The sequence below is a fragment of the Billgrantia montanilacus genome (assembly GCF_003336675.1).
GTDB classification, from domain to species: Bacteria; Pseudomonadota; Gammaproteobacteria; order Pseudomonadales; family Halomonadaceae; genus Halomonas; species Halomonas montanilacus.
Window position 1 is genome coordinate 1 of the sequence record NZ_QPII01000049.1, and the last position, 1,068, is coordinate 1,068.

The window sequence follows — 1,068 nt, forward strand, 5'->3', positions numbered from 1 at the left end:
AGCTCGAAGGCCTCGTTGATCTGATCGAACGGCAAGTCGTGGGTGATGAAGTCGTCGATGTTGATCTCACCGTTCATGTAACGCTCCACATAGCCGGGCAGCTCGGTACGCCCCTTGACCCCGCCGAACGCCGAGCCCTTCCACACCCGCCCGGTCACCAGTTGAAACGGCCGCGTCGATATCTCCTCGCCGGCCCCGGCCACGCCGATGATCACCGACTCGCCCCAGCCCTTGTGGCAGCACTCCAGCGCCGAGCGCATCACGTTGACGTTGCCGATGCATTCGAAGGAGTAGTCGACGCCGCCGTCGGTCAGATCGACGATCACCTGCTGGATCGGGTCCGCGTGCTCCTTGGGATTGACGAAGTCGGTGGCGCCGAACTGGCGCGCCAGCTCGAACTTGTCGGGATTGACGTCGATGGCGATGATACGGCTGGCCTGGGCCATCTGCGCGCCCTGGATCACCGCCAGGCCGATGGCACCCAGGCCGAACACCGCCACGGTGGAGCCCGGCTCCACCTTGGCGGTGTTGAGCACCGCGCCGATGCCGGTGGTCACGCCGCAGCCGAGCAGGCAGATCTTGTCCAGCGGCGCTTCCTTGGAGACCTTGGCCAGCGACACCTCGGGCAGCACGGTGTACTCCGAGAAGGTCGAGCAGCCCATGTAGTGGTGCAGCATCTTGCCGTCGAGCGAGAAGCGCGAGGTGCCGTCGGGCATCAGGCCCTTGCCCTGGGTGGCGCGCACGCTGCCGCACAGGTTGGTCTTGCCGGACAGACAGAACTTGCACTTGCCGCACTCGGCGGTATAGAGCGGGATGACATGATCGCCGGGCTTGAGGCTGGTGACGCCGTCGCCCACCTCCTCGACGACCCCTGCGCCCTCATGGCCCAGCACCGAAGGGAAGAGCCCTTCCGGATCGGCGCCGGAGAGGGTGAAGGCGTCGGTGTGGCAGACGCTGGTGGCCGCGATGCGCACCAGCACCTCGCCGGCCTTCGGCCCCTCGACGTCGATTTCGACCAGTTCCAGCGGCTTGCCAGCGGCCTTGGCGATGGCGGCGCGTGATTTCATG

The 1,068-nt window shown here is 66.3% G+C and carries 1 protein-coding gene; it reads right to left on the minus strand.

The features are described 5' to 3' along the window. Positions 1 to 1,067, minus strand: a 1,067-nt coding sequence (locus DU505_RS22200) for an S-(hydroxymethyl)glutathione dehydrogenase/class III alcohol dehydrogenase (RefSeq protein WP_114481144.1), incomplete at its 3' end; no start/stop codon positions are given. Position 1,068 lies beyond the last annotated feature (1 nt).